A 24197-nucleotide genomic window follows, 5' to 3' on the forward strand; every position below is an offset into this window, starting at 1 on the left:
TCGCGCCGCCGGCCATATCGGCCGGCGAACCCTGCCGCTCGCCGGCAGCAAACCTGGCCGCTCCTGCGGCGAAGCAAAATTTTGGAAGGAAGACGACAATGGCTGAAATTATCGGCAACGACGAGGACAATTTCCTGAAGGCGACCGAGTTCAACTCCGACGACGTCATTCGCGGCCTCGGCGGCAACGACGTACTCGACGGGGATTTCGGCAATGATGTCCTGGATGGCGGCTCGGGCGTCGACACCGCCTTCTTCGACGCATTGGGTTTCGGCTGGACGATCAATCTGCAAACCGGACTTGCCGTCGTCAACGGCGGAACACAGGGCCGCGCCGAACTGATCAGCATCGAGAACGTCACCGGATCCACCCTCCGCGACGCCATCCTGGGCAATGCCGGAGCCAACGTGCTCGACGGCCGCGATGGCGACGACACGATGAGCGGCGCCGGCGGCGACGACCTGCTGATCGGCGGCCTCGGCAACGACACGCTCGACGGCAATGAGGGCAACGATACGTTCGTCGGCGGTTCCGGCGGCGATGTCATGACCGGCGGCGACGGCATCGACACGGCCGACTATTCGGACAGCAACCAGGGCGTCACAGTCAACCTGACCGACGGGTTCGGCTTTCTCGGTGATGCCGGTGGCGACAGGCTGTTCGGCATCGAGAACCTGCTCGGCTCGACCCATGGAGACCAGCTCCTCGGCAATGGAGCGGCCAATTTCCTGGCGGGCGGCGCAGGCGTCGACAAGATCGAGGGTGGCGCAGGCAACGACAAGATCGAGGGTGGCGCCGATGCCGACCTGCTGGACGGCGGCGCCGGCATCGACCAGCTCCGCTATGCCGGTTCGTCCGCCGGCGTGTTCGTCAGCCTCGCGGGCAACGTCGCCTTGTTCGGTGATGCGGCGGGCGACACGATCATCAGGTTCGAGGACCTCGTCGGCTCGAATTTCGACGATGTGCTCGAGGGCAGCAACGATCGCAACTTCCTCGGCGGGCTGAACGGCGCCGACCAGTTGCTCGGCCAGGGCGGCGACGACACGCTGTTCGGCGACGCCGGCAATGACGGGCTGGACGGCGGCGAAGGCAGCGACGTTCTCGTCGGCGGTGCCGGCGCGGATGTGCTGATAGGCGGCGCCGGCGTCGACGCCGCGTCCTATGCCAACGCCGGCAGCGCCGTCACGGTTTCCCTTGCCGCGAACTCGGGCACGGGCAGCGATGCGGCCGGAGACACGTTCTCCGGCATCGAAAACCTGATCGGATCGCGCTTCGGCGACACGCTGGATGGCGACAATGGGGGCAACGTGCTCTTCGGCCTCGATGGCGGCGACACGTTGCGCGGGCTGGACGGCGCCGACTCGCTGGACGGCGGCCTCGGCGGCGACAAGCTGTTCGGCGGAGCCGGCAACGATCTGCTCAATGGCGGCGCCGGCGCGGACCAGTTGGTCGGCGGCACCGGCATCGACCGGGCGAACTATGTCGCCTCGGGCGCCGGCGTGCAGGTTTTCCTCGACGGCGGACTGGGCTTCCAGGGCGACGCGCAGGGCGACACGTTTAGCGGTATCGAGGAAGTCGTCGGCTCGAACTTCGCCGACCTCCTGGTCGGCGACGCCGCCAACAACTTTTTCGGCGGCCTCGCCGGCGACGACTTCCTGTCCGGCAATGCCGGCGATGACACGATGTTCGGCGACGCCGGCAGTGACCAGTTGTTCGGCGGCGACGGCAGGGATTTCCTGGTCGGCGGGGCCGGGGCGGATACGCTCGATGGCGGCGCCGGCGTCGACCGTGTCTCCTACCACACCTCCGGCGCCGGCGTTCTGGTCGTTCTCGGCTCGAAGCTCGGCTTCGACGGCGATGCGCAGGGCGACACGCTGGAAGGCATCGAGGAGGTCGTCGGTTCGAATTTCAACGACACGCTCGCCGGCGACAACGCCAACAATTTCCTCGGCGGCCTCAACGGCGCCGATGTCCTGTCGGGCGAAGGCGGTGACGACGAGTTGTTCGGCGATGGCGGCGCCGACGCACTCGACGGCGGCGCCGGCAGCGACATCCTTGTCGGCGGCGCCGGCGGTGACAAGATCAACGGCGGCGCGGGCATCGACACGGCGAGCTATGCCAATGCCGCCTCGGCCATCATCGTGAACATCTCCGACGACGATACTTTCGTCGTGTCGGGCGATGCGGCTGGCGACGAACTCATAAGCATCGAAAACCTGACTGGTTCCCGCTTCGACGACGGGTTGGTCGGCAGCAACGGTGCGAACAAGCTGTCGGGAGGGGACGGAAACGACTTGCTGGAAGGACGCGGCGGCGACGATCTGCTCGACGGCGGCGCCGGCGCGGACGGCCTGACCGGCGGCCTGGGCAACGATCTCTATATTGTGGACTTCAGGGAAGACAACATCATCGAGCGCGCCGGGGAAGGGACGGCCGACCGGGTGGCGGCCGCGGTGGACTTCGCCCTTCAGTCCACCGACGATATCGAAATCCTGACGACGACCAACACCACGAGCACGGCTGCCATCGACCTCACCGGCAATGAACTGCGGCAGAAGATCACCGGCAACGCCGGCGCCAACGTCCTGCATGACGGCGGCAGCGGCAAGGCCGACGTGATGACGGGCCTCGGCGGCAACGACAGCTACCGGGTATTCAATTCCGGCGACGCCATCGTCGAGAAGGCCGGCCAGGGGAGCGGCGACAAGGTGATCGCCGCCGTCGACTACAAGCTCGGCGCCGCCGTCCAGGTCGAGATCATGCAGACCAACGGCTCGGCCGGAACGGCGGCGATCGACCTGACCGGCAACGAGTTCGGCCAGCAGATCATCGGCAATGCCGGCGCCAACCGGCTGGAGGGCAAGGGCGGCAACGACACGTTGAGCGGCGGCAGCGGCGCCGACACGTTCGTGTTCGCTTCGAAGCTCGGGGCGGGAAATGTCGACAGGATCGTCGACTTCAGCGTGCCGGCCGATCGCATGCTCCTGTCGGACGCGATCTTCACGGCGCTCGACACCGGCACGCTGTCGGCGGCGGCCTTCCGCGCCAACACGACTGGGCTGGCGCAGGATGCTTCCGACCGCATCATCTATGAGCGCGATACCGGAAAGCTGTTCTACGACGCCGACGGCGCCGGCGGTTCCGCCGGCGTCCACTTCGCCACGCTCACCGTCGGCCTGGCGCTGACCAACGCCGACTTCTCGGTCGCCTAGACCGCCCGGGACAGCCGCGTTCCGCCGCCGGCAGGGCGGGACGCGGAGGGCAGGGGCCGGGCAGATCGCCGGAAGCCGGCGGACTGCCCGGCTATCCGCACGACCGGCGACCCGGCCGAGCGCCGCCGGCTTCCATCACCGCGACCGCAGCAGGTTCTGCGCGATATGCCAGGCCTGCTCGACGTGCCGCCGGGCGGCTGCTTCCGCCCGCTCGGGATCGCGCGACCTGATCGCATCCATGATGGCCGTCATCTCCGCGATCGCCGGGCTGCGGCGGTCCGTCGAGGCGATGGTCATGGACCGCAACTGGTTGATGCGCACGTTCAGTCCCTGCACGATCTCCCAGGCGATGTGCTTGCCGGCGGCCCCGAAAAGCTCCTCGTAGAATTTCGTCGTCGCGCGCATCACCTTGACCGGATCGCTCGACGCCCATGCTTCGAGCAATCCGTCGAAGGCGGCATCGAGGCCGGCGATCTGCCGATCCGTCGCCGATTGGGCGCAGGCGCGCGCCGCGATCCCCTCCAGCAGCGCCCGCAATTCATAGATCTCGTCGGTGCGGTTCAGGTCCGGCTTGGCGACCGCGGGGCCGTGCCCGGGGATCATCTCGACGAGTCCCTCGGTCTCCAGCTGCCGCAGAACCTCGCGGACCACCGACCGGCTCACCCCGAGCTGGTCGCATAGCGGCCGCTCGACCAGCCGTTCTCCGGGCTGGAAGCGGAAATCCATGATGGCCTCGCGCATCCGCTCGAGCGCCAGCGTCCGCAAGGTCTTGGTCGAGCGTTCGATCCGGAGCGTTTCGTCCATCGGGCGGGAAGCCTTTTCTGCGAAGCCCAAGAAAACAGATTCGGCGATCCATTGACAGGGTATGTGGTCGACAGTAATATGGTATACCATAAGACAATGCAAGGCTGAGCCATGCCCGGCCTGTCGAGGTACCCTCTCATGACGCCTGCCATCCGAAAGACCGTCACCTATGTCGAGAACACGCTGGTCGAGGGTGGCAAGGCAGCGCCCCGGCCGCTGCGGCTGATCGGCGTCGCCGCGGTGCTGGCTAATCCGTGGGCGGGGCGTGGCTTCACCGAGGATCTGTCGCCGGAAATCCGCGCCTGCGCGCCGGTGCTCGGCGAGATGCTGACGCGCGAGATTCTCGCCGTCGCCGGTTCGGGCGACGCGATCGAAGGCTATGGCAAGGCGGCCATCTGCGGCACGGCGGGCGAGATCGAGCATGCGTCGGCGCTGATCCACACGCTGCATTTCGGCAATCATTATCGCCGCGCGGTCGGCGCCAAGACCTATCTCGCCTTCACCAACCTGCGCGGCGGGCCGAACACCCCGATCATGATCCCGCTGATGGACAAGAACGACGAGGGCCGCCGCTCGCATTATCTGACCGTGCATTTCCAGATTGGCGATGCGCCGGCACCCGACGAGCTCGTCGTGGCGCTGGGCGCGTCGATCGGCGGCCGTCCGCACCACCGCATCGGCGACCGCTACCAGGATCTCAAGGAGGTCGGCGACCTTCATGGCTGAGCGGCTCGCCATGCCCGCCCGCCTGCGCGGCGGCGCCTCCGCCGGGACCGGCTATATCCGCGCCGGCGCGGGCGAGCCGCTGCTGCTGATCCACGGCGTCGGCATGAATGCGGCGATCTGGCAGCCGCAGATCGAGCTGCTGAAAGGCCGCTACGACGTCGTCGCCATCGACATGCTCGGCCATGGCGAATCCCGGTTGCCGCCGGAAAATCCGGTTCTCGCCGACTACGCCGGCCAGGTGATCGAGCTGCTCGATCATCTCGGCCTGGACAGGGTGTCGATCGTCGGCCATTCGATGGGCGCGCTGGTCGCCCAGGAAGTGGCACTGCGCGCACCGCAACGCGTCAGGCGCATCGTGTCGCTCAACGCCGTGTTCCGGCGCCCGCCGTCGCTCGCCCGGGCGGTGCGCGAGCGTGCCGCCGGCCTGAACGGTCACCATCACGGCTCCGGCGTCGATGCCACCATCGCGCGCTGGTTCGGCGATCCCGTGCCTGCCGGGCTGGCCGATGCCGCGGCGAAAGCCCGCGACGCGCTGGCGCGCGTCGATCCCGAGGGCTACACGCGTACCTATCGGCTTTTCGCCCATGCCGACGCGGATCATGTCGAGCGCCTGCCGGACCTGGCGATGCCCGCCCTGTTCATGACGGGATCGGACGACGCGAACTCGTCGCCGGCGATGTCGGCGGCGATGGCGCGGCTGGCACCGCTTGGCCGCTGTGTCGTGCTGGACGGCGAAAGGCACATGATGGCCCTCGCTTCGCCCGAGAAGGTGACGCGGCATATCGCCGATTTTCTCCAAGCCGATGCGGGATGGTCGAACGGGTCGCAAGCCGACGCGGGCGTCGATGCCATGGAATTCAGGCGGGCGCTCGGCTCGTTCCTGACCGGCGTCACCATCGTGACGACGGTCGGCGCCGACGGCGAACCCCGGGGGTTCACCGCCAACTCGTTCACCTCGGTGTCGCTCGATCCGCCGCTCGTCCTGGTCTGCATCGCCAAGAAGGCGCACGGCCATCCGGTGTTCGCCGCCTCGCGGAGCTTTGCCGTCAACGTGCTCGGCGAGAGCCAGAAGGCCGCGTCCGGCGTCTTTGCGTCGAAGGCGGCGGACAAGTTCGCGGCGGTCTCATGGCGTCCGGGCTCGACAGGTTCTCCGATGATCGGCGGCTCCGTCGCCGCCTTCGATTGCGACATGGAGCAATTGGTGGACGCCGGCGATCATTCGATCCTCATCGGCCGGGTCCGCGATTTTTCCCACAATGCATCGCAGCCGCTCGGCTATTGCCGCGGCGCCTACGTCAATTTCGGTCTCAGCCAGGAAGCGCTGGCGACCGCGCCGCCGAACATGGAGGTCGGCGCCATCCTCGAACATGAAGGCCGCGTGCTGTTCTTCGAGGCGGCAGACGGCGCCTGCGAGCTGCCTGCCGGCATCGGCCTGGGCGCGCCGGGCGATGCCGCAAGCCTCAAGGGACGCCTGGCAGCCAGGGCCGTCGACGCTCAACTCGGCTTTCTCTTCGCGGTCTGGGACGACACCGCGAGGCCGTCGCGCACCCACGTCTACTACCGTGGTACGTTTGATGCGCCCTTGCCCGGCGACCGTCAGGCCCGTCTCGTGGACATAGAGCGCATCGCCGACCTGAAGATAGCCGACCCGGCGGTGCGCATCATGCTCGCCCGCTATGTCCGGGAGCGCACCGAGGACGCATTCGGCGTCTATGTCGGCAGCGAGATCGAAGGCGAGGTGCAGCCGCTGGCCAGGCGGAGGCCCGCCGCCGTCCCTTCCCCCGGTGTCAGGTAGAAGAATGAAGTTCTCGCTTTTCGTGCACATGGAACGTTCCGATCCGGCGAAGCCGCATGCCGAGCTGCTGGCGGAGCTGGAGGAGCTCGTGCTGATGGCGGAGGAAGCGGGCTTCGAGGCGGCCTGGATCGGCGAGCATCACGGAATGGAGTTCACCATCTCGCCCAACCCGTTCATCAACATCGCCTATCTCGGCGCGAAGACCAGGCGGATACGCCTGGGGACCGGCACCATCGTCGCCCCCTTCTGGCATCCCATCAAGCTTGCCGGCGAGGCGGCGATGGCCGACGTCGCCACCGGCGGCCGGCTCGACATCGGCATCGCGCGCGGCGCCTACAGCTACGAATATCAGCGGCTTTCGCCGGGTCTCGACGCGTGGGGTGCCGGCCAGCGCATGCGCGAGATCATCCCGGCGATCCGGGGCCTGTGGGACGGCGATTTCGAGATGTCCGGGGAGTTCTGGTCGTTCCCCGCCACGACGTCGTCGCCCAAGCCGGTGCAGACTCCGTATCCGCCGATCTGGGTGGCCGCCCGCGATCCCAATTCGCACGATTTCGCCGTGGCCGGCGGGTGCAACGTGCAGGTGACGCCGCTCGCGTCGGGCGACGCGGAGGTGGCCAGCCTGATGGAGCGCTTCAACGACGCCTGCGCCGCGCACCCCGAGGTGGAGCGGCCGCAGATCATGCTGTTGATGCATACCTTCGTCGCGGAGGATGCCGCCGAGACCGAACGGCTGACCGGCGACCTGTCGAATTTCTACTGCCAGTTCGGGGCGTGGTTCCAGAACAAGAAGCCGGTGCGCCAGGGTTTCCTCGAAGCGCTGACCGAAGACGAGATCGCGGCCATGCCGCAATATGCGCCGGAGACGATTAGGCGGAACCTGGTGATCGGCGAGGCCGACGCGGTGATCGCCCGCCTGAAGGCGTATGAGGCGCTCGGCTACCACCAGTATTCCATCTGGATCGACAGCGGCCTCTCGCACGAGCGCAAGAAGAAGTCGCTTCAGCTCTTCGTCGACAGGGTGATGCCGGCTTTCCAGTAAGCGAGATGATGATGACCGCAGCCGTATTCCGCAACTACATAGACGGCCGGTTCGCCGAGGCCGCGGCGACCTTCGACAGCGTCGATCCGTCGACGGGTGCGGCCTGGGCGACGATGCCGGCGGCAACGGCGGCCGACGTCGACCGCGCCGTCGAAGCCGCGCACCGGGCGCTGCGCACCGGGCCGTGGGCGTCGATGACGGCGACGGCCCGCGGCAAGCTCCTGGTGCGCCTGGGCGATCTGGTCGTCGCCAATGCCGATCGCCTGGCCGAACTCGAGACCCGCGACACCGGCAAGATCATCCGCGAGACCCGGGCGCAGATCGCCTATGTCGGCGACTACTACCGCTATTACGGCGGGCTGGCCGACAAGCACGAGGGCGCCTACGTTCCCATCGACAAGGCGGACATGGAGGTGACGGTACGGCCGGAGCCGATCGGCGTCGTCGCCGCGGTGGTGCCGTGGAACTCGCAGCTCTTCCTGTCCGCCGTCAAGCTCGGCCCGGCGCTCGCTGCCGGCTGCACCGTCGTGCTCAAGGCCTCGGAGGACGGGCCGGCGCCGTTGCTGGCGTTCGCCGAGCTGGTCCACGACGCGGGCTTTCCGGCGGGAAGCGTGAACATCCTGACGGGTTTCGGCCAGGATTGCGGTCGGCGGCTCACCGGCCATCCGCTGGTCGCGCGCGTCGCCTTCACCGGCGGCCCGTCGACGGCGCGCGAGATCGTTCGCAACACTGCCGAAAACCTCGCCTACACGACGCTCGAACTCGGTGGGAAGAGCCCGGTCGTCGTGTTCGCCGACGCTGACCTGGACAGCGCCGCCAACGCCGTCGTTGCCGGCATATTCGCCGCGAGCGGCCAGAGCTGCGTCGCCGGCTCGCGGCTGCTGGTCGAGCGCTCCGTTAAGGAGGCGTTTCTGGATAGCCTGAAGCGGAAGGCGGAAACCATCACCATCGGCGACCCGCAGGATCCGGCCACCGAAATGGGGCCGCTGGCTACGGTACGCCAGCGCGAAAGGATCGAGGCGATCGTGGCCGAAAGCCTGGCGAAAGGCGGCAAGCTCGTCACCGGCGGAAAAAGGCCCGACGGCGGCGCGAGCGGCTTCTACTACGCCCCGACGATCATCGACGCCGGCAGCCCCGACCTGCCTTGCGTGCGCGAGGAGCTGTTCGGCCCGGTGCTGAGCGTGCTGCCGTTCGATACCGAGGCCGAGGCGCTGACGCTCGCCAACGACACGCCGTTCGGCCTCGCGTCGGGCGTATTCACCACCAATCTCGGCAAGGCGCACCGGATGGCGCGCGGCATTCACGCCGGCGTCGTCTGGATCAACACCTACAGGGCCGTCTCGCCGCTGGTGCCCTTCGGCGGCTACGGCCTGTCCGGCCTCGGCCGGGAAGGTGGCCTGGACGCCATCCGCGACTACACGCGCTCGAAATCCGTCTGGATCCGGACCTCGGACGAGCCGATCCCCGACCCGTTCGTGATGCGGTGAAGGCAGGCGCTCGGATGGGGAGCGCCAACAGTGAAGCAAGAGCAAATCAGAACAAACCACAGAGGAGAATGACATGAAACTTGTACTGGCCGGCATCATGGCCGGGCTTCTGGCCGCCACCGCCGCACAGGCCGAGGAAATGGTGTTCACGAGCTGGGGCGGCACCACCCAGGAAGCGCAGGCCAAATCATGGGCGGAGCCGTTCACTGCCGAAACCGGGATCAAGGTCTTGCAGGACGGCCCGACCGACTACGGCAAGCTGAAGGCCATGGTCGACAGCGGCAGCGTGAGCTGGGACGTGATCGACGTCGAGATGGATTTCGCCATCAAGGCGGCGAAGGACGGCCTGCTCGAGCCGATCGATTTCAACGTGGTGCCCAAGGCCGATCTCGATCCGCGCTTCACCACCGATCATGCAGTCGGCAGCTTCTACTATTCGTTCGTGCTCGCTTGGAACAAGGGCGCCGTGTCCGGCGAGCCGGTCGGATGGGCCGACATGTTCGACCTGACGAAATACCCGGGCAAGCGGACCTTCTACAAATGGTCGGCCCCAGGCGTCATCGAGATCGCGCTGCTGGCCGACGGCGTGCCGGCCGACAAGCTCTATCCGCTCGACCTCGACCGCGCCTTCAAGAAGCTGGACACCATCAAGCCGGAGATCGTCTGGTGGAGCGGCGGGGCGCAGTCGCAGCAGCTCATCGCCTCGGGCGAGGCGACGTTCGGGCAGCTCTGGAACGGCCGCGTGTTCGCGCTGCAGGAAGAGGGCGCCGATGTCGGCGTGTCGTGGAACCAGAACATGACGGCGGCCGACGTGCTGGTCGTCCCCAAGGGCGCCAAGAACAAGGATCTGGCGATGAAGTTCCTCGCCGCCGCCACCAGCCCCTCGGCGCAGGCGAGCTTCGCCGAGGCGAGCGGCTACGCGCCGATCAACACCGCGGCCAAGGCCGAGATGCCGGAAGAGGTGGTCAAGTCGCTGCCGGACGCCTTTGTCGACGGGCAGATCAATCTCGACATGAACTACTGGGCCGAGAACCGCGATGCGATCGCGACGCGCTGGTACGCCTGGCAGGCGCAATAGCGTGGCGGATGTCAACCTGACCCTGCGGGAGTCGAAGGCTCCCGCGGGGCAAGCCGGGACCGCGGCCATGCCGGGCAAAGCGCCTTTTCGTTTTCCCGCCGGACTGGGCGGCGCGCTCCCCGCCCTGGTCCTGGTCACCCTGTTTTTCGTTGTGCCCGTCGTGGCGCTGCTGCTGCGCAGCGTCACCGAGCCGGAGCCAGGCTTGCAGAACTACGCGACCCTGTTCGGCGACGGCACCTATGCCCGGATATTCCTCAACACCTTCCTGGTCGCGTCGGTGGTCACTGCCGTCACAATCGTCGTGGCGTTTCCCGTCGCCTGGATGCTGGCGATCATGCCGCCCGCTCTCGGCTCGATCGTCTTCGGCGTCATCATCCTGTCGATGTGGACCAACCTGCTCACGCGCACCTATGCCTGGATGGTCCTGTTGCAGCGCACCGGCGTCATCAATCGGACGCTGATCAGCCTCGGCATCATCGACGAGCCGCTGCCGCTCATCAACAACCTGACCGGCGTCACCATCGGCATGGTCTACATCATGCTGCCGTTCATGATCCTGCCGCTTGTCGGCACCTTGCGAGCCATCGACCCGATGACGTTGCGCGCCGCGGCGCTGTGCGGCGCGAGCCCCTTCGCCGCCTTCCGCCGCATCCTGCTGCCGCTGTCGCTTCCCGGTGTCGCCGCCGGCGGCCTCATGGTCTTCGTCATGTCGCTCGGCTATTTCGTCACGCCGGCGCTGCTCGGCGGCACGTCGAACATGATGCTGGCCGAGATGATCGCCCAGATGATCCAGTCGCTGCTCAACTGGGGCCTCGGCAGCGCCGCCGCCTTCGTCCTGCTTGCCGTGACCATGGCGCTCTACGCGCTGCAGCTGCGGCTCGTCGGCGCCAGGCGTGTGGGGGGAGGGGCCTGAGGTGCTGCTCGACTACGACCGCATGGGCTGGCTGCGCGTGATGCTTCTCGGCATCACCGGGCTGGTCACCGCCTTCCTGCTGCTGCCGGTAGTGTTCATCGTGCTCCTGTCCTTCGGGTCGTCGCGCTGGCTCGCCTTCCCGCCACCAGGCTGGACGCTGAAATGGTACGGCGAGTTGCTGGCAGATCCGGCCTGGCTCGGCGCGGCGCTGACCAGCATGCGCATCGCGGCGATTGCCGCCGCGCTGGCGGTCGTCATCGGGCTGTTCGCCTCCTTCGCGCTGGTGCGCGGCGAGTTTCGCGGGCGCAACGTGCTGCGCGGGCTGCTGCTGACGCCGATGGTGCTGCCGGTCGTCGTCTTCGCGGTCGCCATCTATGCCTTCTTCCTGCGGCTCGGACTGGGCGGCACGACGGTCGGCTTCGTCATCGCCCACACGGTGCTGGCGCTGCCCTTCGCCATCATCCCGATCGCCACGGCGCTGGAAGGTTTCGACAAGACCATCGAGGACGCCGCGATCGTCTGCGGCGCCAGCCCGCTCGAGGCGAAGCTGCGGATCACCCTGCCGTCGATCAGGATCGGCATCTTCTCGGCGGCGATCTTCGCCTTTCTCGCCTCCTGGGACGAGGTGGTGGTCGCCATCTTCATGGCCAGCCCGACGCTGCAGACCCTGCCGGTCAAGATCTGGGGCAGCCTGCGCCAGGATCTCAGCCCGGTGATCGCCGCCGCGTCCAGCCTGCTCGTCCTGCTGACCCTGTTGCTCATGATCGCAGCGGCGCTGATCCGCCGGAGGTTCTCGAAATGACCCAGCCGTTCCTCGCCATACGCGCCATCCGCAAGACGTTCGGCAGCGTCGTGGCGGTGCACGACGTCACCGTCGATATCCCGAAAGGCGAGTTCCTCACCTTCCTCGGCCCGTCGGGCTCCGGCAAGTCGACCACGCTCTACGCCATCGCCGGCTTCCAGGACCCGACCTCGGGCGACGTCCTGCTGGAGGGCGCCTCGCTCCTGTCGGTACCGCCGCACAAGCGCAACATCGGCATGGTGTTCCAGCGCTACACGCTGTTTCCGCATCTAACCGTCGCCGAGAACGTCGCGTTCCCGCTGCGTGTCCGCCGCCGGCCGGACGCCGAGGTGAAGCGGAAGGTCGGCGACATGCTGGCGCTGGTGCGGCTCGAAGGGTTCGCCGACCGGCGCCCGGGCGCGCTGTCGGGCGGCCAGCAGCAGCGGGTGGCGCTGGCGCGGGCGCTCGCCTACGACCCACCGATTCTTTTGATGGACGAGCCGCTTTCCGCCCTGGACAAGAAGCTTCGCGAGGAAATCCAGGCGGAAATCCGCCGGATCCATCGCGAAACCGGCGTGACCATCCTCTATGTCACGCACGACCAGGAAGAGGCCCTGCACCTTTCCGACCGCATCGCCCTGTTCAGGGATGGGCGCATCGAGCAGATCGGCAGCGGCGAGGATCTCTACCTGCGCCCGGCAACCGATTTCGTCGCGGGCTTCATCGGCAACTCGAATTTCCTGCCGGCGGAATGCCTCGAGACGGCCGATGGCGCGGCGACGATCCGGCTCGCCGACGGTTCGGTCGTGTCCGGCGTGAGAGCCAATCACGATTTCGGCCGGGGCCAGAAGGCGAGGCTGATGGTGCGGCCGGAGGCCTTCCGCCTCACGCCGGACCATGCCTGCGCCGGGCTGGCGGTGGAGTTCGTCGACACCGCCTTCTTCGGCGAGCGGCGCCGGGTGGTGGCGCGCACCGCCTCCGGGCAGGAGATCGACATCAGGCCGACGTCGGACATGGCGGACGCGCATCGGGGCGGCGCCTCGGGCGGCCGCCGGGTGTTCTTCGATCCCGCCGCCGCATTCCTGTTCCCGGCCTGATACGGCAGCCAGCGCGCCGCAGGGTGATTCTGTGGCGCGCGGACGCCGTGCGCGCGAAAATCAGTCCCCGCCCGTCCTCATGAAGGCGCCCTGCTGGGCCGCGTCCAGCCGGCTGTACAGTCCGCCGCGGCCGACGAGTTCGGCGTGGGAGCCGGTTTCGACGATCCCGGTTTCCGCCACCACGACGATGCGGTCGGCATGGCGGATCGTCGCCAGGCGATGCGCGATGACGAGCGTCGTGCGGCCCTGCGAAAGCTCCGTCAGCGATGCCTGGATCTCGCGCTCCGTCTGTATGTCGAGCGCCGAGGTGGCCTCGTCGAGGATCAGGATCGGTGGGTTCTTCAAAAACATACGGGCGATCGCCAGCCGCTGCTTCTGCCCGCCGGACAGCTTTACGCCGCGCTCGCCGATGATGGTGTCGAGGCCGTCCGGCAGGGAGGTGATGAGACCGTCGAGGCGGGCGCGGCGGGCGGCTTCGACGATGTCGCTCTCATGGGCATCCAGCCGGCCATAGGCGATGTTCTCGCGGATGCTGCCGCCGAACAGGAAGACATCCTGCTGGACGATGCCGATATTGGCCCGCAGCGATGCCAGCGTCATGTCGCGGATGTCGATGCCGTCGACGCGGATGGCACCCGCCTGGCATTCGTAGAAGCGCGGCAGCAGCGAGCAGATGGTGGTCTTGCCCGCGCCCGACGGCCCGACGAAGGCGACGGTCTCGCCGGCGTTGATCGTCAGGTCGATGTCCTTGAGGACGGGGCGGCCGTCGTCATAGCCGAAGGAGACACCCTCGTAGCTTATGTCGCCGGCCAGCGTGCCGACGGCTTTGGCGCCCGGCCGGTCGGCGATGTCGGGCTCGGTGTCGAGCAGGTCGAGGTAGCGCTGGAAGCCGGCGATGCCCTTCGGATAGGTCTCGATCACCGAATTGATCTTCTCGATCGGGCGGAAGAACACGTTCACCAGCAGCAGGAAGCTGACGAAGCCGCCATTGGTGAGCTCGCCGGTCAGCACGAAATAGCTGCCGGCGATCATCACGATCAGCTGGATCAGCCGCATGCTCAGGTAGCTCAGCGAGGTGCTGGCGGCCATGATGCGATAGGCGGCGAGCTTGGTCTGCCGGTAGTTGGCGTTGTCCCTGGCGAACAGGCCGCGCTCGTGCTCCTCGTTGCCGAAGGCCTGGACGACGCGCATGCCGCCGATATTCTCCTCGAGTCGCACGTTGAAGTCGCCGACGCGCCGGTAGATGGCCTGCCAGTTGCGGGTCATGCGGGCGCCGTAGCGGCTGGTGACCCAGGCGACCAGCGGGATGACGGCGGCGGTGATCAGGGCGAGCTCGGCGTCGATCCAGAACATCAGCGCCAGCGCGCCGAGGAAGGTCATCACGGCGATGAACAGATCCTCCGGGCCGTGATGGGCGACCTCGCCGATCTCCTCGAGATCCTTGGTGACGCGGGCGACCAGGTGGCCGGTCTTGTGGTCGTCGTAGAAGCGGAAGGACAGCTTCTGCAGATGGTCGAAGCTGCGCCGCCGCATCTCGGTCTCGATGTTGATGCCGAGCATGTGGCCCCAGTAGACGACCACCGCCATCAGGCCGGTATTGACGATGTAGATGAACAGCAGCCCGATGGCGGCCAGCACGATCATCATCCACTGCTGCGTCGGCAGCAGTTCGTCGACGAACAGCTTCACGGCGATCGGAAAGCCCAGCTCCAGCAGGCCGGACAGCACGGCGCAGCAGAAATCGAGAAGGAACAGTCCCTTCCACGGGCGGTAATATTCGAAGAAGCGGCGGATCATAGCGGCGGCTCTGTCGGATATGCGGCGTCCGCCGTCAATCCTCTTTGCGGGCTTCGTCGCCGCTGGCGCCGCGGCGCCAGTAGGCGACGACAAGATGTCGGTCGCGGGGAAGGTTTCGCTCGCGCCTGAGATGGCTGCGTATGGCGCGGAAACTCTTGTGCTCGCAACCCGCCCAGGCGAAGGCGGAAACGGTTTCGTCCGGCCAGGCGGTGTCGCGCACGCCGTCTGCCAGCAGGCCCGTCGTCCCCGGTTGCGACCCGCCGCGGTGCAGCCACTGGACGTCGAGGGTCGCGGCGGAACGCAACGGCAGCTCGTCGCTCGCGTCGCCGACCTCGATGCGCACGACCGCATGCTTGCCGGCCGGCATCTCTTCGAGGATGCGGGCGATGGCCGGCAGCGCCGTCTCGTCGCCGGCCAGCAGATACCAGTCGGCCTTGCCGATCGAGCCGCCGCCCGGGCCGGTCATGCCGACGCGGTCGCCTGCCTGCGCAGTGGCGGCGAAGCGGGCTCCGGGCATGTCGACGCCGTCATGCAGGACGAAGTCGATGTCGATCTCGCCGCTGTCCACGTCGATGCGGCGGATCGTGTAGATGCGCACGTCCGGCCGCGCTTCGCTCGGCCATGAGGGGCGGCCATCCTCGCCCGTCACCGGCCAGGCCGGCGCGGCGTCGCGGTCGCGCGGGATGAGCAGGCGCACATGCAGGCCGCCCGCGGCGAAGCGGCCGAGATCGCGTCCCAACAGGGTGAGCCGGCGCATGTGCGGGCCGATGTCGACGGCGCGTGCCACCCGCATTTCGCGGAAATAGGGCAGGGGGCTGCCGGCGGCGCCGTCGCCCTGCCAGGCGATGCGCGGCCTGTCCGCGGCGGCGAGGTGGAGCAGGTTCTCGGCCACCGCCAGCTTGACATAGGCGAGCGCGGTGTCGTCCCGGCCTTCGGCAAAAATTTTCAGGCAGCGTTCGCAGGCTTCGAGTTCCGCCACGCCGAAGCCGGTGTCGATGCGCGCGCACCGGCCTTGGACTTCAGCGCGGCCGTACTCGGCGAAATGCGCGCACAGGCGCTTCATGACCTCCTCGGGCGCGGCCAGCGCGATCTCCGCCGACGCCTTCAGGAAGCGGGGCATGTCAGCCATGACGCGAGACTCCTTTGCCGAGCAGGTAGACCAGGTAGGGTCCGCTGATGAGCGATGCGAACAGGCCGACGGGCATCTGATAGGGGAAGGCCACCATGCGCGCCAGCCAGTCCGACACCATCATCACCGCCGCACCGAACAGGATCGAGCCGACGAGATGATGACGCGCGCCGGCAAGGCCGCACAGCCGCGCCAGATGCGGCGCGATCAGGCCGATGAAGCTCAGCGGGCCGACGAACATCGACGCGCCTGCGGTGATAAGGGCGGTCAGCGAGACGAGGACGAGCCGGGCGCAGCGCAAGGGCAGGCCGAGGCTCCGCGCCGTGCCGGTGCCGAGCGGCAGGATGTCGAGCCAGCGCGACACGGCGAGCAGCGGCAGGCAGGTCGCGGCGAGCAGGACGACCGCCATCCACACCTGCGGCATGGTCGCGCCGCTGGTCGAGCCGCTCAGCCAGCGCAGCAGGATGTAGGACTGGGCGTTGCCGAGCGAGATCACCGCCGTGAAGACGGCGCTGAACAGGGCGCTCATGGCGACGCCCGCCAAAAGCAGCCGTTCCGGGCCGAAATGGCTGCGAGCCGCCGTCGCCAGTATGGCGAGCAGCGCCAGGAACGCTCCGGCGACCGAGCCGGCGAGCTGCCAGCCCAGCCCCGCCGTGAAGTCCAGCAGGATCACGGCGGTGAGGCCGGCGCCGGCGCCGCTGCCGACGCCCAAGACCTCCGGGCTCGCCAGCGGATTGCCGGTCATGCGCTGGATGACCACGCCGGCCGCGCCGAGCATGCCGCCCGCCGCCGCTGCAAGCGCGAGCCTGGGCACGCGCCATTCCCAGAGTTCGGAGAGCAGCGGGCCGGTCGCGACGAACCAGCCCTCCGGCCTCTGGCCGACGAGCAGCGCCACGGCCGCTGCCGTCAGCGTGCCGATGGCGACGGGCAGCAGCACACGGCCGGGCGTGTCGCTGCGGCGGGCCGTGGCGGCCGCACGGCTGAGCGACGGCCACTCGAACATTTTCAGCCGGGGCAGCAGCCACAGGAGCAGCGGCCCACCGAGCAGTGCGGTCGCCGCGCCCGTCGGCACCCGTTCGCCGCCCTGGCCGGCGGCGAGCTGCACCAGCCCGTCGGTCAGCCACAGCAGGATGGCGCCGATGAGCGGCGCCGCGACGAGCCGCTGGCGCAGGCTGCGCGCGCCCGACAGCATGGCCAGCGCCGGCGCCGCCAGGCCGACGAAGCCGATGACGCCGACCTCCGCCGCGACGGTGGTCGCGATCCACACGGCAAGCGCGACGACCAGCAGGCGCGTGGCATTCAGCGCCAGTCCGAGATTCTTCGCCGAGGCGTCGTCGAGGCCGAGGATCGACAGCGGCCGCAGCATGAGCAGCGCCGCCACCACGCCGAAGCAGAGCGGCGGGGCGATCGCCACGGCCGGGCTCCAGCTCTGCTGCACCAGCGAGCCGCCGCCCCAGATGAACAGCGAGAACAGGTAGTCGCCATTGGCGAGGATCAGGGCGGCGCTGCCGGCGTTGCAGGTCAGCGCCACCATCATGCCGGCAAGCACCACCGACACCGGCTCGAGGCCGCGTCGCCAGGTGAGCGCCATGACGATCGCCACCGCGAGCACGCCGCCGGCGAAGGCGACCGCGCCCTGCGACCAGGCCATCGCGGCGGGCGCGTAGAGGGTGGCCACCGCCATGGCGAGCTGGGCGCCGGCGGAGATGCCGAGCGTGGAGGGTTCTGCCAGCGGGTTGCGCAGCACGCGCTGCAGCAGCAGGCCGGCGAGGCCGAGCGCGGCGCCCGCCAGGATCGCCACCGCGGCGCGCGGCAGCACCGTGTACCAGAGGATAACCCGCTGCAGGTCGCCATCCATGCCGGCGACTGCCGGATCTGGCCACGCGGCCGCGACCTGCCGGGCAAACAGCGCCAGCGCCGCGGCGGCCAGCAGGCCCCAAAGCATCGTCAGGACGGTGCGGCGCTCAGCCATCGCGGCCCCATTGCGACGCGGCATCGGTGAGCAGGCGCGCAAGACGCCGGGCGGACGGCAGGCCGCCGAAATGGTTGACCGGGTCGATGACGGCGACGCGGCCCTGCCGCACGGCCGGCAGCGCGTTCCACAGTGCGTTGTCGACGAGCGTGCGCGCCACCTCCGGCGGCAGCGGCGCCATCACGACGATCGCCGCGTCGGGTTGGCGCGCCAGCGCTTCGATGCCCACCGGCGCGGCGGCGCTGTAGCTGGTCGGATCGGTCCAGGCATTGGCGAGGCCGAGGCGGGCGAGCATGTCGCCGGCCATAGAATCGGCACCGAAGGCGCGAAAATGCCGGGAATCGCCGAGATTGACGACGAAGACCGGCCGCGCGGCGAGCGGGCGCAGAATCTCCCGGCACTGCGCCACGAAGTTGGCAGTGTCGTCGACGAGTGCGGCCGCTTGCTGAACCCTTCCGAGCGCATCGCCGAGCGCGACCGCCGCCTGCTCGGCAAGCGGATAGGGCGGCTTTCCGGCTTCGTAGACCGGCAGGGACAGGACCGGCGCGACGCGCTCCAGCGCGGCGCGCTGGTATTCGTAAAAATTCGAGATGACGATTAGGTCCGGCGCGACGAGGCCCAGCAGCTCGTAATTGGGCGTGCCGCGCAGGCCGAGGTCGGCGATCGTTTCGGGCAGCTCCGGCTCGACCACGAGCTGCCGGAACTGGACGAGTTCGGTCCCGGCCGCCGGCTGAACGCCGAGGGCGAGCGTCGTCTCCAGCATGCCCCAGTCGATCACAGCCACGCTCTGGGGCGCCGCGCGCAGCCGGCCGGGCAATGCCGCGGACAGAAGCGCGGAAGCCAGCAGGCAACGTCTGGTGATGGGTGTGGTCATGCGGCTCAGATCAGATAGGCCAGCGGCTCGCCGGTCCGCGGATGCGGGCTGGTGCCCATGGCGACACCGTAGACCGCGGCCAGCACGTCGGGCCGGACGATCTCCGCCGGCGCGCCCCTGGCAAAGACCCGGCCGCCGGTCAGTGCGATGATCTCGTCGCAGTAGCGCGCGGCCATGTTGACGTCGTGCAGCACGACCATGACGGTGATGCCGCGCTTGCCGGCCAGCTCGCGGACCAGCGCAAGGATTTCCGCCTGATGCGCGATGTCGAGCGCCGACGTCGGCTCATCCAGCAGCAGGCAGCGCGTGTCCTGCGCCAGCATCATGGCGAGCCAGGCGCGCTGGCGCTCGCCGCCGGACAGGCTGTCGACCAGCCGTTCGGCGAAGTTTTGCAGGTCGGTCTGGCGCAGCGCTTCTTCGACCTTTGCATGATCCTCATCGCCGAACCGCCCGAGCGTGCCGTGCCAGGGGAAACGCCCGAGCGCCACCAGCTCGCGCACCGTCATCGCCTCGGCCGGCGGCGTGAACTGCGGCATGTAGGCGACGGTGCGGGCGAACTCGCGCTCGCCGAAGCCGGCGATGTCCCTGCCGAGCAGGCGGATGACGCCGCCGCTCCGCGCCTGCTGGCGCGCAAGCAGCTTGATCAGCGAGCTCTTGCCCGAGCCGTTCGGCCCGACCAGGGCATAGATGCGGGAGCGCTCCAGCGTCAGGTCGAGCGGCTGCAGGATGGCGCGACCGCCCACGGCGAAGCTGACGCCATCGATCCGGTAGAGGGGCTCGTTCGAACTGGCCGGGATCATCCTGTTCCTGTCAAAAAGCGGCGGGAACGGCTCGCGCCGTTCCCGCCAACCATGCATTCGGCGGTGCCGCCGCCTACCAGCTGGCGTGTGCCTTCAACTTCACCGACCGCCCTTCGCCATAGCTGCAGACGTTGACGCCCTGGCAGCCCGAAACATACTCCTTGTCGAAGACGTTGCTGACGTTCAGGTCGACGCCCCAATTGTCTCGGCTATAGCCGACCTTCAGGTCGAGCAGCGTCACGTCCGGAACTTTCAGCGTGTTCTCCCTGTCGGCATAGGACGAGCCGACATACCGCACGCCGCCGCCGATGCTGACGCCGTCATACCAGGCGTCGCCCCGGAAGGTGTAGTCGGTCCAGATGGACGCCATCACCTCCGGCACGAGGAAGGGCTGCTTGCCGACCAAAGCCGGGTTGGCGTCCTTGGTTACCTTGAGCTCGTAGGCGGTGACCGCGGCCGTGAGCCTCCAGTCCTCGGTGATGTTGACCTTGCTCTCGAATTCGAAGCCGCGCGAGCGCACCTCGCCCGTCTGGACGCTGCTCGGGAACGGATTTTCGGCCGACGGCGCCTCGGCCGTCAGCACGTTCTGGCGGGTCAGGTCGAACACCGACAGGGTGAACAAGCCGTCGATGAAGGTGGGCGTGTACTTGATGCCCGCCTCGTACTGGACGCCCTCCTCGGGATCGAACGGACGGCCGGTGAGCACGTCGGTCTCGAAGATCGGATTGAAGAAGGTCGCGACGCTGACATAGGGCGTCAGCCCGTTGTCGAACTCATAGGCGAGGCCGGCGCGCCCCGACGCCGCGCCGTCGTCCTTGGAGAAATCCGCCGGCGTGCCATAGGCGTTGGGACGATTGTCCGCGTCGGTGGCCACCCAGTCATAGCGGCCGTTGAGCGTCACCAGCCAGCCGTCGGCGAAGCGCAGCTGGTCCTGGACGTAGACGCCGACCTGCTTCTGCGTCATCTCCTGGTTGAGGTACACCGCGCGGTCCCCGCGCGTGCCCGTCACTTCCCCGGTGAAGGGATCGATCGCGGTGAGGCCGAAGGTCGACGCCTGCACATGGTCGAGATTGTAATATTTGTAGTCGACGCCGGCGAGCAGCGTGTGCTCGACCGGCCCGGTTTCGAACCTGCCCTCGATCTGGTTGTCGGCGAGGAATGTCCGCACCTGGGAGTCGTGGCCGAAGTCGATGAGCGTCAGGTTCGGCGTCCCGGCAACCCAGCCGAACGGATAGACGCTGACCTCGTTGATGTCGGCCGCGCCGAAGCGGGCGTTCGAACGGACCGTCCAGCCATTGTCGAAAGCGTGCTCGAACTCGTAGCCGATCCCGCCCTGGTCGCGCTTGTATTCGTCGATGTCCGTGTCAGTCGGATTGAAGTCGGGGCGGATGCGGCCGTAGTTCACGCCTCCGGCGACGTAGTCCCGAACGGTTCCGTCGTAGGGCAGGAAGCTGCCGCCGCCGTGGTTCTCGTCGATATGGGTGTAGTTGGCGAGGATGGTAAGCCTCGTGCCCTCGTCGGGCTGCCAGGTGATGCTCGGCGAGATGAAGCCGCGCCAGCCGTCCTGGTCGTCGCTGTAGGTATCGCCGCCAGCGACGCGGCCGTTGACGCGCCAGCTGACGACCTCGTCGCTCGTCACGTCGCCGACGTCGAAGCCCATGTAGACGTTGCCGGCGTCGTTGACGCCCGTCTCGACGTAGCGCTTGCGCTCGAAGGTCGGGCGCTTGCTGACATAGTTGACGAGGCCGCCGGGATTGGAGCCGCCGTAAAGCACCGATGCCGGGCCCTTCAGGACCTCGATCCGCTCCAGCCCGAACGTATCGACGTAGAAGCCGCCGAAGCCGTAGCTGAAGAGCTGCAGCCCGTCCATGTAGGTTCCGGTCGCGGTGGCGTCGAAGCCGCGGATGTAGATCCAGTTGGTGTCGCTGTCGGCGCCGAAGGGCTGCGCGAACACGCCGGCCGTGTAGCGCAATGCCTCGTCGGCCTTCTGCGCGCCCTGCTCGTCGATCTCCTCGCGGCCGATGACCGAAACCGACTGCGGGATCTCCTTGATGTCGGTCGCGACCTTCGAGCCTGTCAGCGTCTTTTTGGCGACGACGCCGTTCACCGGGCCGACGCCGGCTTCCTGACCGGTCCCTTCGCCCTGCACGGTGATCTCCTGCAGCACGGTCGCCCCGTTGTCTTGCGCCATGGCCGGCGAAAGCCAAGCGACGGCGGACACGCCGCATGCCAGGAAACTACGAAATCTACGCATCAATTGCCCCTTGCAAGCCCCAAACCCCGTCGCGGGCACCGCGCCGGAATAAGTGGACTCCATAACTCTACTTATATCGTGGGGCTTGGACGTTCCTGTCCTTCTTGCTCGTTTTTGGCGTTTTCGACGTTCTCGTCGCGTCGATGATGCAGAAATGTCACTGCTTTCGCGCGAAAGTCGCCTTCATCCAGGTGGACGGCGCCACGCCGACCACCGCCTTGAAGACGCGGGTCAGATGCGCCTGGTCGGCAAATCCCGCCATCGCCGCGACCTCTGTCAGGACCGAGCCAGGCGAAAGGAGATCCTGGACGCGCCTTATGCGCGTCTGCATGTGCCAGCGGTGCGGCGGCACGCCCGTCGCGGCCTTGAAGGCGTGGCTGAAGTAACTCTCGGAAACGCCGGCAAGTGCTGCAAGATCCGACAGCCGGATGGGCTCGAAGCAATGCTCCTCGATGAATTCGGTGACGCAGCGCAACTGCTGCCGCGAAAGCGCGGCCCTGGGCCGTCCCGCCTCGCGCTCGACCTTGAAAAGCAGCGCCAGCAGCGCGTTGACCAGCCCCTCTCCGTAGAGATCGTGGAAGGGATCGGCGTTGTCGCATTCGGCGGCGATGGCGGCCGCGAGGTTTGCCATGCGCGGGTCCTGAAAGCTCAGCCGGGGCTCGCGCAGCCGGTCGCGGTCCAGCGCGCGTCCGAAGCGCTGCAGAAGCGATGTCTCCGAGAAGTGCAGGTCGAGGTGCTTCATGCGCTTCAGCCCCTCGGCCCTGCCGAGGATTGGCGTTCCGGCCGGCACGAAGCTCATCGACAGCGGCGCGTCGTGCCGGTCGACCCTGCGCATCTCCGGCTGGTCGAGGACGAAGGAGCCGCCGGCGCCGAGCTCAAGCGCCACGAACAGGCGAGGGTCCGGAGAGACATAGTCGCCGCGCGCATCGACGGCGCAATCCACTTCCCAGACGTCGGCGACGACGCCTTTCCACATGCGCCATTTCAATGCGCCGACCACGGAGAACCCGTGTGTCGAGCTGTGCATCCTCGGACTGAAGGTCGCTTCCATGCTGGGATGATCCCGGTGTCGCCCGAGGGATCCCGTGCGAAAGCCGCGCGCTAAAATATGATTATAGCATTCAAGTTATATCCGCAACAAGGCGGATCGATTTGGGGATGATGCGTGAGAACCAAAGCGTGCCGTGCGAATTCGATTCGATGCGACGCGCTTTGGACTGACAGACCGCGGGCCGGACCTTGGCGGTCCGACTGCCACTCGGAGGGACCGCTAGCTTGCCGGGGCTGCTTCGCCGGGGACCGCGCTATAGCGCGGATGCTGCTTCAGCACGGCCAGCTGGGCCGCGTTGAACGCCGCCGAGGGCTGCTGGAGCGAGACCAGGCCGAGATAGGGGTCCACGACCCCGGTGCTCACGCCGGCAAGCTCTTCCAGGACAGCCACGCCGCAGAAGGGCACGGCGGTCTCCGCATAGCCGCCTTCCTGGACGATGACCAGCCGGCCGCCGCACAGCTCCGTGGCGGCCTGCCTGACCAGCCGCGTCATCGTGCGGAAGGTCTCGCTGGTCGCCAGCATGCGGGCCAGCGGGTCGACGCCGTTGGCATCGAAGCCGCTCACCACGACGATCAGGTCGGGACGGAATTCGCGGATCGCCGGCAAGGCTATGCCTTCCATCGCGGCGAGGTACATGTCGTGCCCGCTGCCGGGCCAAAGCGGGATGTTGATGTTGGCGCCCGCGCCGTCCCCCGCTCCGGCGTCGGAAGCGCCGCCGGACGCACCGGGCGGAAAACAATGTTCCTGGTGGATGGAAATGGTCAGCACGTCGCCGCGCCCGTAGAAGCAGGCCTCCGTGCCGTTGCCGTGATGCACGTCCCAGTCGAGCACCGCGATCCTCTTCAAGCCGTGCCTTGCCCTGGCCGCTTCGACCGCCAGCGCGACATTGGCGAACATGCAGAAGCCCATGGACGTGTCCGGCGAGCAGTGGTGGCCGGACGGCCGGGTCACGGCATAGGCGGTGCGGCAGCTTCCATCAGCCACGTCGACGACGGCCTGGATGGCGAGGCCGGCCGACTGCTGCGCGATCTCAAAGGCGCCGCCCGAAAACGGCGCGGTGGGATGAAGCGCCCCGCCGCCGGCGTCGCTCATCGCCTTGAAGGCGTCGATGTAGGATGCCGGATGGATGCGCAGCAGGTCCTCGCGCGTGGCGGCGGGCGCCTTGCGCCAGTCGAGCCGATCGGTCAGGCCGGACACGTCCATCAGCGATTTGAGGCGCCGCTTCGGCTCGGGCGAATCCGCGTGGCCGCCGCTCGCCATAGGCTGCACCCAGCCGCCGACCGGCAGCACCAGCGCCGCCGGTCCGGCGCTGAACCACAGGCATTTTTCGTCGAAATAGAAAGCTGTCCGCTCGCTCGGCGCGCTGGTGCTCATGATGGTCCTCC

At 68.0% G+C, this 24197-nt stretch carries 18 protein-coding genes; 9 read left to right on the plus strand and 9 right to left on the minus strand.

The window, feature by feature from the left end:
- Positions 1-98 precede the first annotated feature (98 nt).
- The gene (locus tag C7I84_RS23130; RefSeq protein WP_106774589.1) at positions 99-3212 is read left to right on the plus strand and encodes a beta strand repeat-containing protein; all 3114 of its coding nucleotides are present in this window, start codon (positions 99-101) and stop codon (positions 3210-3212) included.
- Between the two features lie 135 nt (positions 3213-3347).
- On the opposite strand, the gene C7I84_RS23135 is transcribed toward C7I84_RS23130, so the two are convergent.
- Entirely contained in the window at positions 3348-4016 is a 669-nt protein-coding gene (locus tag C7I84_RS23135; protein ID WP_106774590.1) for a GntR family transcriptional regulator, read from the minus strand.
- Positions 4017-4154: 138 nt separating this feature from the next.
- Here C7I84_RS23135 and C7I84_RS23140 point away from each other — a divergent pair, with 138 nt between their 5' ends.
- From C7I84_RS23140 to C7I84_RS23175, 8 genes are all read left to right on the plus strand, one after another.
- Positions 4155-4742 (plus strand): amino acid synthesis family protein, encoded by a 588-nt coding sequence (locus tag C7I84_RS23140; RefSeq protein WP_106774591.1) that lies wholly within the window; start codon positions 4155-4157, stop codon positions 4740-4742.
- The gene (locus tag C7I84_RS30905; protein ID WP_106774592.1) at positions 4735-6537 is read left to right on the plus strand and encodes an alpha/beta fold hydrolase; all 1803 of its coding nucleotides are present in this window, start codon (positions 4735-4737) and stop codon (positions 6535-6537) included. Before C7I84_RS23140 ends, C7I84_RS30905 begins: the two co-directional genes overlap by 8 nt.
- Before the next feature lie 4 nt (positions 6538-6541).
- Entirely contained in the window at positions 6542-7579 is a 1038-nt protein-coding gene (locus C7I84_RS23150; RefSeq protein WP_106774593.1) for an LLM class flavin-dependent oxidoreductase, read from the plus strand.
- Between the two features lie 11 nt (positions 7580-7590).
- Positions 7591-9066, plus strand: coding sequence for an aldehyde dehydrogenase (locus C7I84_RS23155; protein WP_106774594.1), 1476 nt, complete (start codon positions 7591-7593; stop codon positions 9064-9066).
- Positions 9067-9139: 73 nt separating this feature from the next.
- Positions 9140-10144: an ABC transporter substrate-binding protein gene (locus tag C7I84_RS23160; RefSeq protein ID WP_106774595.1), complete on the plus strand. Its 1005-nt coding sequence runs from the start codon at positions 9140-9142 to the stop codon at positions 10142-10144.
- 67 nt (positions 10145-10211) lie between these two features.
- Entirely contained in the window at positions 10212-11057 is an 846-nt protein-coding gene (locus C7I84_RS23165; RefSeq protein WP_106774633.1) for an ABC transporter permease, read from the plus strand.
- Between the two features lies 1 nt (position 11058).
- The gene (locus C7I84_RS23170) at positions 11059-11859 is read left to right on the plus strand and encodes an ABC transporter permease (RefSeq protein WP_106774596.1); all 801 of its coding nucleotides are present in this window, start codon (positions 11059-11061) and stop codon (positions 11857-11859) included.
- Positions 11856-12935, plus strand: a complete 1080-nt coding sequence (locus C7I84_RS23175) for an ABC transporter ATP-binding protein (protein ID WP_106774597.1) — start codon at positions 11856-11858, stop codon at positions 12933-12935. The genes C7I84_RS23170 and C7I84_RS23175 overlap by 4 nt, the downstream gene beginning before the upstream one ends.
- A gap of 60 nt (positions 12936-12995) precedes the next feature.
- On the opposite strand, the gene C7I84_RS23180 is transcribed toward C7I84_RS23175, so the two are convergent.
- From C7I84_RS23180 to C7I84_RS23215, 8 genes are all read right to left on the minus strand, one after another.
- Positions 12996-14732, minus strand: a complete 1737-nt coding sequence (locus C7I84_RS23180) for an ABC transporter ATP-binding protein (protein ID WP_106774598.1) — start codon at positions 14730-14732, stop codon at positions 12996-12998.
- Positions 14733-14766: 34 nt separating this feature from the next.
- Positions 14767-15861 carry a siderophore-interacting protein gene (locus tag C7I84_RS23185; protein WP_106774599.1) on the minus strand — a complete coding sequence of 365 codons (1095 nt, stop codon included), beginning with the start codon at positions 15859-15861 and terminating at the stop codon, positions 14767-14769.
- A complete protein-coding gene (gene fhuB, locus C7I84_RS23190) occupies positions 15854-17833 on the minus strand; it encodes a Fe(3+)-hydroxamate ABC transporter permease FhuB (protein ID WP_245428574.1) in 1980 nt (659 codons plus the stop codon). The genes C7I84_RS23185 and fhuB overlap by 8 nt, the downstream gene beginning before the upstream one ends.
- A complete protein-coding gene (locus tag C7I84_RS23195) occupies positions 17826-18707 on the minus strand; it encodes an iron-siderophore ABC transporter substrate-binding protein (protein ID WP_106774600.1) in 882 nt (293 codons plus the stop codon). Before C7I84_RS23195 ends, fhuB begins: the two co-directional genes overlap by 8 nt.
- 5 nt (positions 18708-18712) lie before the next feature.
- Complete coding sequence (locus C7I84_RS23200) at positions 18713-19507, minus strand: ABC transporter ATP-binding protein (protein ID WP_106774601.1); 795 nt, start codon at positions 19505-19507, stop codon at positions 18713-18715.
- Between the two features lie 73 nt (positions 19508-19580).
- Positions 19581-21761, minus strand: a complete 2181-nt coding sequence (locus C7I84_RS23205) for a TonB-dependent siderophore receptor (protein WP_106774602.1) — start codon at positions 21759-21761, stop codon at positions 19581-19583.
- Between the two features lie 157 nt (positions 21762-21918).
- Positions 21919-22737, minus strand: a complete 819-nt coding sequence (locus C7I84_RS23210) for a helix-turn-helix transcriptional regulator (RefSeq protein WP_245428575.1) — start codon at positions 22735-22737, stop codon at positions 21919-21921.
- 294 nt (positions 22738-23031) lie between these two features.
- Positions 23032-24186: a class II histone deacetylase gene (locus C7I84_RS23215; RefSeq protein WP_106774604.1), complete on the minus strand. Its 1155-nt coding sequence runs from the start codon at positions 24184-24186 to the stop codon at positions 23032-23034.
- Positions 24187-24197: the final 11 nt, after the last annotated feature.

Origin of the sequence: Kumtagia ephedrae (assembly GCF_003012745.1) — a bacterium.
Lineage (GTDB): Bacteria > Pseudomonadota > Alphaproteobacteria > Rhizobiales > Rhizobiaceae > Kumtagia > Kumtagia ephedrae.

Bases quoted from the DNA above. Each gene is read 5' to 3' on its own strand.
- C7I84_RS23130 (WP_106774589.1), top strand. From the start codon at position 99: ATGGCTGAAATTATCGGCAACGACGAGGACAATTTCCTGAAGGCGACC.
- C7I84_RS23135 (WP_106774590.1), bottom strand. From the start codon at position 4,016: ATGGACGAAACGCTCCGGATCGAACGCTCGACCAAGACCTTGCGGACG.
- C7I84_RS23140 (WP_106774591.1), top strand. From the start codon at position 4,155: ATGACGCCTGCCATCCGAAAGACCGTCACCTATGTCGAGAACACGCTG.
- C7I84_RS30905 (WP_106774592.1), top strand. From the start codon at position 4,735: ATGGCTGAGCGGCTCGCCATGCCCGCCCGCCTGCGCGGCGGCGCCTCC.
- C7I84_RS23150 (WP_106774593.1), top strand. From the start codon at position 6,542: ATGAAGTTCTCGCTTTTCGTGCACATGGAACGTTCCGATCCGGCGAAG.
- C7I84_RS23155 (WP_106774594.1), top strand. From the start codon at position 7,591: ATGACCGCAGCCGTATTCCGCAACTACATAGACGGCCGGTTCGCCGAG.
- C7I84_RS23160 (WP_106774595.1), top strand. From the start codon at position 9,140: ATGAAACTTGTACTGGCCGGCATCATGGCCGGGCTTCTGGCCGCCACC.
- C7I84_RS23165 (WP_106774633.1), top strand. From the start codon at position 10,212: ATGCCGGGCAAAGCGCCTTTTCGTTTTCCCGCCGGACTGGGCGGCGCG.
- C7I84_RS23175 (WP_106774597.1), top strand. From the start codon at position 11,856: ATGACCCAGCCGTTCCTCGCCATACGCGCCATCCGCAAGACGTTCGGC.
- C7I84_RS23180 (WP_106774598.1), bottom strand. From the start codon at position 14,732: ATGATCCGCCGCTTCTTCGAATATTACCGCCCGTGGAAGGGACTGTTC.
- C7I84_RS23185 (WP_106774599.1), bottom strand. From the start codon at position 15,861: ATGGCTGACATGCCCCGCTTCCTGAAGGCGTCGGCGGAGATCGCGCTG.
- fhuB (WP_245428574.1), bottom strand. From the start codon at position 17,833: ATGGCTGAGCGCCGCACCGTCCTGACGATGCTTTGGGGCCTGCTGGCC.
- C7I84_RS23195 (WP_106774600.1), bottom strand. From the start codon at position 18,707: ATGACCACACCCATCACCAGACGTTGCCTGCTGGCTTCCGCGCTTCTG.
- C7I84_RS23200 (WP_106774601.1), bottom strand. From the start codon at position 19,507: ATGATCCCGGCCAGTTCGAACGAGCCCCTCTACCGGATCGATGGCGTC.
- C7I84_RS23205 (WP_106774602.1), bottom strand. From the start codon at position 21,761: ATGCGTAGATTTCGTAGTTTCCTGGCATGCGGCGTGTCCGCCGTCGCT.
- C7I84_RS23210 (WP_245428575.1), bottom strand. From the start codon at position 22,737: ATGTGGAAAGGCGTCGTCGCCGACGTCTGGGAAGTGGATTGCGCCGTC.
- C7I84_RS23215 (WP_106774604.1), bottom strand. From the start codon at position 24,186: ATGAGCACCAGCGCGCCGAGCGAGCGGACAGCTTTCTATTTCGACGAA.